General features: G+C 73.8%; 5 protein-coding genes. 3 read left to right on the forward strand and 2 right to left on the reverse strand.

The window, feature by feature from the left end:
- Positions 1-1,094 (reverse strand): type VII secretion-associated serine protease mycosin (gene mycP, locus BZY54_RS34515; RefSeq protein ID WP_086729261.1); only part of this gene is annotated, 1,094 nt, incomplete at its 3' end.
- Between the two features lie 19 nt (positions 1,095-1,113).
- On the reverse strand, positions 1,114-2,646 hold the full coding sequence (eccB, locus tag BZY54_RS34520) for a type VII secretion protein EccB (protein ID WP_086729262.1): 1,533 nt from the start codon (positions 2,644-2,646) through the stop codon (positions 1,114-1,116).
- 214 nt (positions 2,647-2,860) lie between these two features.
- On the opposite strand from eccB, the gene eccE reads away from it, so the two are divergent.
- The 3 genes from eccE to BZY54_RS34535 form a co-directional block, all read left to right on the forward strand.
- Entirely contained in the window at positions 2,861-4,243 is a 1,383-nt protein-coding gene (gene eccE / locus BZY54_RS34525) for a type VII secretion protein EccE (RefSeq protein ID WP_244217484.1), read from the forward strand.
- 41 nt (positions 4,244-4,284) lie between these two features.
- Positions 4,285-5,052, forward strand: coding sequence for a hypothetical protein (locus tag BZY54_RS34530; RefSeq protein ID WP_086729263.1), 768 nt, complete (start codon positions 4,285-4,287; stop codon positions 5,050-5,052).
- Between the two features lie 366 nt (positions 5,053-5,418).
- Positions 5,419-8,707, forward strand: a 3,289-nt coding sequence (locus tag BZY54_RS34535) for an SCO5717 family growth-regulating ATPase (RefSeq protein ID WP_086729264.1), incomplete at its 3' end; no start/stop codon positions are given.

Genomic DNA, 8,707 nt, shown 5'->3' on the forward strand with positions numbered 1-8,707 from the left:
GTCACGCCGCCCTCGGGGCGGGGGGACTGCACCGGGTGGGCCGGGTCGACGTCGGTCAGGGCCTTGACCGGGTCGACCACGCCCCAGCCGACCAGGCGGTCGTGGCCCGGGATGGAGCGTTCCGCCGTCTGTTCGATCTGGGCGACGATCTCGCGGGCCGTCCACTTGGGGTACTTGGCCTTCAGGAGGGCGGCCACCCCGGCCACGTAGGGGGCGGAGAAGCTCGTGCCGTTGTCGGAGCAGTGGCCGCCGCCGGGAACGGTGGAGATCATGTCGACGCCGGGGGCCGCCACGCCCACGAATTCTCCGGACTGGGAGAAGGAGGCGCGTTCGTTGTTGCGGTCGGAGGCCGCCACCGCGAGGACGCCCTCGTACGACGCCGGGTAGGTGACCTTCACGTTGCCGCCCAGGCCGTCGTTGCCCGCCGAGGCGACGACCACCACCTGGTGCAGCAGGGCGTAGTCCACGGCCTGTCGCAGGCTGGAGGCGGGTTGCACGGCGTTCGCCGTGTCCTGGGAGATGTTGATGACATCCGCGCCCACGTCGACGGCGTGCCGGATGGCCTCCCCGAGGGTCCTGGCGGTGCCGTCGCCCTCGGCGTCGTTCTGCTTGATCGGGATGATCGTGGCGTCGGGCGCCAGGCCCACGAAGCCGGTGCCCTTGGCGGGGCGGGCCGCGATGATGCCGGCGACGCGCGTGCCGTGGCCGACGGTGTCCGTGGTGCCGTGGGGGTTCCCGCTGTCGATCTTCTCGCCCCTGGCGTTCTTGGGGGGAAGGTTGTTCATACCTTTCGACGCGTCCACCGCATGCCTCAGCTGCGGGTTCTTGATATCGACCCCCGTGTCGATCACCGCGACCCGGACGCCCTTGCCCGTGGACAGGGCCCACAGTTCGTCGAGGTTGACGCGTTGCAGGGCCCAGGGGCGGCCCGTGTACGGCTTGGCGGGGAACGTGCACTGGCCGTCGTCCGCGTGGGCGGCCGTGGCGGGCAGGGCGAGGACCGAGGTCGTGGCCGTGAGCGCGGTCGCCGCCGCGGCCAGGCCCGCCCTTCGCCCCGCCCGGGGCGTCTTCCGGGGTGCGTGTGCCTTCAGCATCGGTTCGTCTCCTCCGCGGCTACGAGCCCTGCGGCTGGCGGGCCGCCGCCTCCGAGAGGCGCGGTCCCGTCGGCAGGAACGTCGACCACTCGATGGGCACGGGAGTGGGGTTCACCTGGGCGTAACCGAGCCGGGTCTGGGCGATCCGCGCATCGGTGAGCTCCGTCTTGCGCTGCTGGGCGGAGGTTCCGATGCCCTTGTCGTCGGTGGCGCTGTCGCTGTTGGACTGCAGGGCGTAGCGCAGGCCCGTGTCGGTCACCAGGAAGACCCCGCCCGCGTTCGTCTCCGTGCCCTGGACCTGGCGCAAGAGCAGGCCGGAGCCGGCGGTCACGTAGGCGCTGGAGGAGCCGGTGGGCAGCTGCGCGGGGAAGTCGGTGCCCGCCCAGGTGGACAGGGTCGTCCGGCTCTTCCCGCCGACCGAGCGCAGGACGTTGCAGACCGTGTTGCGGCCGGTGGTGGCGCCGGCGCCGTCGTTGACCGTCCTCGGCTTGTACGTCGGCCAGTCCTTGTCCGCCATGAACGTGGTGCTGTCGGTCACCGCGCCGGGGCTGACCTGCTGGGCCTCGCCGGCCTGGCCGACGGCGACGAGGGCGCGGCTGTTGAGCAGCAGCGTGGCGGTGAACTCCGAGATGCGGGCCACGTGGCCGGGCTGCACCACGTAGTACTGCATGCGCCGGCCGTCGTAGGCCTTGATGACCATGCCGACCTTGTCGTACCGGTCGTACTGCTGCAGACCGCTGAACGCGCCCGCCTTCGCGCCGGGTGTGCCGTCGATCCGGGGGATGGTGATGGCGTCGCCCGGGTGGAGGGTGGCGAGCCACTCCTGGGAGACGCGCTGCGGGGCGCGGCCCTGGGTGTCGAGGGCCTTGAGGAGTTCCGTGTCGGTCGGCCGGGCCAGTCGGTAGGCGGAGCCGCGGGCGTCGACGACGTACTGGGTCCTGCCGTCGGGGCCGACGACGTACATCAGGTCGCCGCCCTTGAGCCTGGCGCTGCCCTCGGTCCTGGACCACTCCTTCTCCGCCAGGACGAACGCCGCCTTCTGGATGGCCCGGCCGCCGGCGCCGGGGCGTTCACAGACCGCCCAGCGCTTGGCGGTCCCGGCCTCCTGCGGGGAGGGCAGGCGGTCGGGTGCGTAGGGGATGCCGATCGTGGCGCCGTGCGGGGGCTTGCCGCTGTCGAGGACCTTCTCGTCGACGGTGATGACGCTGTCCTTGTCCGGGTCGAGGAGGAGTTTGGCGGACGCCATGTTCAACACCGGGTGCAGCTGGGTCTGTTTGCCGGTCTTCAGCACCACGTAACGGGTCGTCGAGTCGCTGGCGACGATGACGTGCTCCCCGGGCGTGTCCCAGCCCTTGGGCGCGGTCGGGCTGAACAAGCCGATGCCGCCGAACACCGCGAGGACGACGACGCCGACGACGACGCCGGGAAGTACGGCGCCGAGGGGCTTGGGGGCGCCTTCCTCGGAGCCCGACGACGAGGGCCGGAGGAAGGACGCGAGCATGCGGCGCTTCGCGAAGGTGTAGGCGTTGAGTTCGTCCCGCCGTGATGCCATCTGTTTTCGTTCTCTCCCCGTGCGGAGCTGTGAAGGGGGTGTGGAGAATCCGCGCGCTCCGGGCCCGCCCCTCGGCTGCCTCTGGTGCCGGAACTGTCAGCACCGGCCCCTACTATGCCTGTTGTGGGGCGCCTCCCGTGGCACGGGTAGGGTGCTGGGGCCCGGGACGGGCCGTGCACGAGAGTTTTCGGGAGAGTTCGGGGGTTTTGCAGTGATGGCTTCCGCGACACGGGCCCGGTCGCGATCGCAATCGAGATCGCGATCGGGTGAGGCGAGGCGGTCGGGCTCGCGCGCTCCCCGCTCCGCCGGGCCGTCCGGGGCGCAGCCGCAAGGTCCCGTCGCGTCGTCCGGGACGCGGTCCCGGGCTCCCCAGGGTCCCTTCGCCCCGCACCTGACCTCCCGCTCGGGACGTGGCGGTTCCTTCGTGCGCCAGCGGCTGGTGCTGCTCGAGCTGGCCGCCGCGCTGGTGCTGTGCGGTTGGGCCGTCGGCCCGTTCGCGCTCGTGCCGGCGGCCGTGGTCGCCGCGGTCCTGGTGGCGCTGGCCTTCGTCCGCCGCCGGGGGCGGTCCCTCCCGGAGTGGCTGGGCACCCTGCTCGCGCTGCGGGCCCGCAAGCGGCGGTCGGCGAACACCCCGGTGCCGCCGGGCACCGAGTCCGGCTTCGCGCCCGCCTTCGAGTGCGATCCCAGTCTGCGGACGTATTCCCACGGCGGCCGGGACCGGCGGCCGGTGGGGATGGTGGGGGACGGGACCTTCGTCAGCGCGGTGGTGCAGGTGGAGGCCGATGTCACCGCGTTGCGCGCCGAGCGGGGGCGGCAGCCGTTGCCGGTCGGGCTGGTGCGGGACGCGCTGGAGGTGGACGGGATACGGCTGGAGTCGGCGCAGATCGTGCTGCACACGCAGCCCGCGCCGGCGCTGCACCTTCCGCAGCACTCGGTGGCCGTGACCAACTACGCGCCGCTGCAGGAGCAGACCGGCGCCCCGGCGGTGCGCATCACGTGGATCGCGCTGAAGCTCGACCCGGAGCTGTGCCAGGAGGCGGTGGACGCGCGCGGCGGCGGTCTGGTGGGGGCGCAGAAGTGCCTCGCACGCGTCGCCGATCACCTCGCGAGCCGGCTGACCGGCGCCGGGTTCCGTACGACCGTTCTCAACGAGGAGGAGCTGACCGCCGCCATCGCCACCTCCGCGTGCGCCAACCCGCTGGTGACGGCGGAGGCCGGGCGGACCGAGACGCGGGAGCGGCGGACCGAGGAGTCCGGGCGCAGCTGGCGGTGCGACAACCGCCGGCACACCACGTACTGGGTGCGGCGCTGGCCCCAACTCGGTGGCAGCGAACCGTCGTTGCCGCAGATCGTGGCGTCGCTCACCAGCGTGCCGGCGCTGGCCACCACGTTCAGTCTGACGCTCTCGCCCGGGGAGCGGCAGGCGACGGCGCTGTGCGGGCACGTGCGGGTGACCGGGCGCGGTGACGACGAACTGGTGGCCGCGCGGCGGGCGCTGGAGGACGCCGCACGGCAGGTGGGCGTGGGGCTCGCCCGCCTCGACCGGGAGCAGGTGCCCGGCATGCTGGCCACGCTGCCCCTCGGAGGTGCCCGGTGAGTTCGATGACCTCCATGAGCCCTGTGAACCCGAGGGGCCCCATGAACCCGCAGCCGCCCGACGCTTCGGGTGCCGCCTCGCCCTCCGTCGCCGAGCGGGTGCGCGGGCGGCTGCGCACCGGTCTCGGACTGATCGGTCCGCGGCACGGACGGCACGCGCTGTCCGCGGAGCAGGTGGACGCGCTCGCGCTGCCCATCGGTGACGACGGTGTCGTCATCGGCGTGGACGCGGAGGGGCAGCCCGCGGTGCTGGGGCTCAACCGGCCCACGCCGTACGACGTCGTGCTCATCGGCAGCCTGTGGACGGCGCAGGTCCTCGCGCTGCGGGCGGCGGCCACCGGAGCGCGCGTGGCCGTGGAGACGGGCCGGGCCCAGGCCTGGATGCAGATGGTGCACGCCATGGGTGGCGGGCAGAACGGCCTGGCCGTGCACGAGGTGGGCCGGGTGCCCCCGCAGGGCGCGTCGGCGGGCACGCCCGTGCTGGTGGTGCGCGACTGCGGCATGCGGCCGCCGCGCGGCCGGGTGGTCTCGGGCCCCTGGCAGTCGGTGGTGACGCTGCTGCCGTACCTGAGTCCGGTGGCCCCTCGGCTGATACGGCAGGCACGGCTCGTCGGCGTGCAGCGGATCTCGCCGGACGAGGCCGCCGAGCTGGGCCGCGCCATGGCACTGCCGCGCGCGGACGTCGAAGCCCTGCCGACGCTCCCCGACGGCGTCACGCTCTGGTGCGGCGACCGGGACCGGCAGTACGTGATGACCCAACCCACCGACGCCGAGATCGGATTGTTGGGTACGCCGCGCCGCATGGACTGAGCCGGTCGGTTGTTCACCGGAATTGGGCAGCCGTTCACCGGAATTGGGCGATGACGACCGGTTTGGTCGGTTACAGCGCGCCTCGCCGGGTGAGTCGAGCGCCGGCTCGGTGCGGGACGGACGGGTACGGAGCGCCCGACGGGCCTGCCGTGAGCGTGCCGGTGGTGATTAGGCTGGGACCGGGCGCCACATCAGGCCCGCGGCTGGGCCGTCGGCGCTCCGGGGGAGGACCGTGCGGGCCACACGGCCGGACGGGCCCGGAATGGTCCGGTTCAGTCGCCGTACGACCGCTCATGACCGATCCCGTACGACACGAACGGTCGCCCCAGCACGGCATGAGGGTGCTCGACCACACCAGGAGGAACTGTGAACAGCGATCGGGACGGGATCCGCGGGGGCTGGGCCACACCCGGCGACGACCAGTCCGACGCGGAGTCCGCCATCGAGACGACGGGCGAGTTCACCATCGACTACGCACCACCCGCCTGGTACACCCAGAACGCGTCGAGCCCGTCCGGCGAGGGGTCGCAGGTCCCGGCTCCCGCTCCGGCGACGCCCGCGACCCCTGCGCCGCCTCCGCCGGTCGGCCCCCCGGTCGACCTTCCCGGTCCGCCGCCGGGCAGCGGCTTCCAGCCCACCTGGGCGCCCACCGCCGCCACCTCGCCCGCGGCGCCGGAGGCGGACGGCGACGCCGGGAACGGCGACGTCGTCAGCGGTGCCACGATGCGCATCTCCGCGGCCGCTCTGAAGCGGGAGTTCGCGGAGCGGGACGCCGCACAGCGGTCGGGCGGGGCGGAGGGCGACGGTACGCCCGGTGCCTCGGCTTCGACCGACGGTGAGGCCGTCCGCGACGGGGAGGACTCCCCCGTGTCCGAGAAGGAGAGGGGGGGCGAAACCGGTGCGGCGGCTGTCGCCGGTGCGGAGCCGCCGGCGTCCGGGGTGCCCGAGGTGGGTGACACGGGCGCGGACGACCGCCACGCCGACGACGTGAACGCGCCCGGCGGGGATCCGGCCGGTACCGGTGCCGCGCCGGGCCAGGCCTCGGCCGGGGCCGAGGACTCGGAGAGTGCGCAGAGCTCAACGGGCCCGGAAGGCGCCGAGGGCCCAGGAGACGCCTCAACGCCGGATACCGAAGAGCGAGTGGGCGGCAGCCCGGATACCCAGTCCGCTTCGGCCGCGGGCACCGACAGGGGTACGGACGCCGACGCCGACACGGGCCCGAAGACGGGCGTCGGCACCGACCCCCGGTTCCCCTCCGACTCCGACGCCGACTCCGATACGCAGGACGCCGTGCCTGCCACGGCCGATCCGGCCAACGGCACCGTCCCGGACGGCGACTCTCAGCACGCCAGGTCCCAGGAAGCCGGGGCGCAGGGGGTCGGTCAGCCCGGCGACGACGTAGAGGACACCGTTCCGCAGGCGACCGCTGCGGCCGACGCCGCCACCGGCGGTGCCGTCCAGGACGCTCCGCCTGCCTGGGCACCCCCGCCGGCGCCGCAGGACGCGGTTCCGCCGCTGCCGCCGTCGTACCAGCCCGCCGCTCCCGCTGCCGCGGCCCAGTGGCCCGCACAGCCCCAGCCGCAGGCCCCGCAGCAGCCCCAGTCGCAGGCCCAGCAGCCGATGCCGCCCCAGCAGCCGCCCTTCCAGCCGCAGGCCCCGCAGCCCGCGCCCGCCGCCTGGAACGCGCCGTCGGCACCCCAGCAGGGTTCGGCACCCGCTCCCCCGCCGCCTCCGGCCGGTTACGGCTTCCCGCAGCCGGGCAGCGCGTCGGCCGCCGTACCCGCGCCACCGCAGCCGACGCCGCCAGCCCCCGCGCAGGGTGGTTACGGCTTCCCGCAGACCGGTGTGCCCGGCCCCGGCGCCCAGGCTCCAGGGGGTTACGGCTTCCCACAGCCGGGCGGTTACGGCTTCCCGCAGCCGCCCGCACAGCCGGGACAGCCCGCACAGCCGGGTCAAGCGCAGGCCCCCGCCCACCCCGGACAGCCGGGACACCCCGGACAGCCGGGACAGTCCCAGCCCGGTGCCGGTCAGCAACCCGGGACGGCGGAACCGCCGGCCGGCGCCCAGCAGGGGATTCCGCAGCCGGGACAGCCCCAGGGTTCCGCACCGCAGGCTCCGCAGCAGCCCGTCGACCCGCGTGCCGGGGCCGCGTGGCCACAGCCCATACAGCACGACCAGCGGCAGCCGACCAACCCCGGAGCCGCACCGCTCGGTTACACGGCGGCCGTCGAGCTGTCGTCCGACCGGCTGCTGAACAACAAGAGGCAGAAGGCCCGCAGCTCACGCCCGGCCGCGGCCGGCTCCCGTTTCCGCATCGGCGCCAAGAAGGAGGAGGCCGAGCGGCAGCGGAAGCTGGAGCTGATCCGGACGCCGGTGCTGTCCTGCTACCGCATCGCCGTGATCAGCCTCAAGGGCGGTGTCGGCAAGACGACCACCACCACCGCGCTGGGCTCCACGCTCGCCACCGAGCGGCAGGACAAGATCCTCGCGATCGACGCCAACCCGGACGCGGGTACGCTCGGCCGCCGGGTGCGCCGGGAGACCGGGGCCACGATCCGCGACCTCGTCCAGGCGATCCCGTACCTCAACTCCTACATGGACATCCGCCGGTTCACCTCCCAGGCGTCCTCAGGGCTGGAGATCATCGCCAACGACGTCGACCCGGCCGTGTCCACGACGTTCAACGACGAGGACTACCGGCGCGCGATCGAGGTGCTGGGCAACCAGTACCCGATCATCCTCACCGACTCCGGCACCGGTCTGCTCTACAGCGCCATGCGCGGGGTGCTGGACCTCGCCGACCAGCTCATCATCATCTCCACGCCGTCCGTCGACGGTGCCTCAAGCGCCAGTACGACGCTGGACTGGCTGTCCGCGCACGGCTACGCCGACCTCGTCGCCCGTTCCCTCACCGTGATCTCGGGAGTGCGCGAGACCGGCAAGATGATCAAGGTGGAGGACATCGTCGCCCACTTCGAGACGCGCTGCCGGGGCGTCGTCGTGGTGCCCTTCGACGAGCACCTGGCCGCCGGTGCCGAGGTCGATCTCGACATGATGCGGCCGAAGGTGCGCGAGGCGTACTTCAACCTCGCGGCGATGGTCGCGGAGGACTTCATCCGCCACCAGCAGGCGCACGGACTGTGGACGTCGGACGGCAACCCGCCCCCGGTCGCGGCCCCGCCGCTGCCGGGCCAGCCCTTCCCCGGGCAGCCCGGCCAGCCGCAGCCGTACCCCGGCCAGCCGTATCCAGGACAGCCGGGCCAGCCGTACCCGGGTCAGCCGCATCCGGGGCAACCTGGACAGCAGTACCCGGGCCAGCCGGCTCCGGGGCAGCCCGCTCCGGGCCAGTACGCCCCTCAGCCGCCCGCCCAGCCGTATTCGCAGCAGGCCGGTCAGCCCTATCCTCAGCAGCCCGCCCAGCCGATCCCGGGCCAGCCTCCGGCCCCGGGCCAGCCCTTCCCTGGCCAGCCCCCCACCACGGGTGCCCAGCCGGGCCAGTTCGCGCCCCCACAGCAGCCGGGTCAGCCGGGCCAGTTCGCACCGTCGCAGCCCGGGCAGCCGGGCCAGCCGTACGCCCAGCACCCTGGCTACCCGCAAGCCCCGCAACCACCGCAGCAGCCGCAACCGGGCCAGCACCCGCAGCCCCCGTACCCCC

The sequence above is a fragment of the Streptomyces carpinensis genome, assembly GCF_002154505.1.
Classification (GTDB): Bacteria; Actinomycetota; Actinomycetes; order Streptomycetales; family Streptomycetaceae; genus Streptomyces; species Streptomyces carpinensis.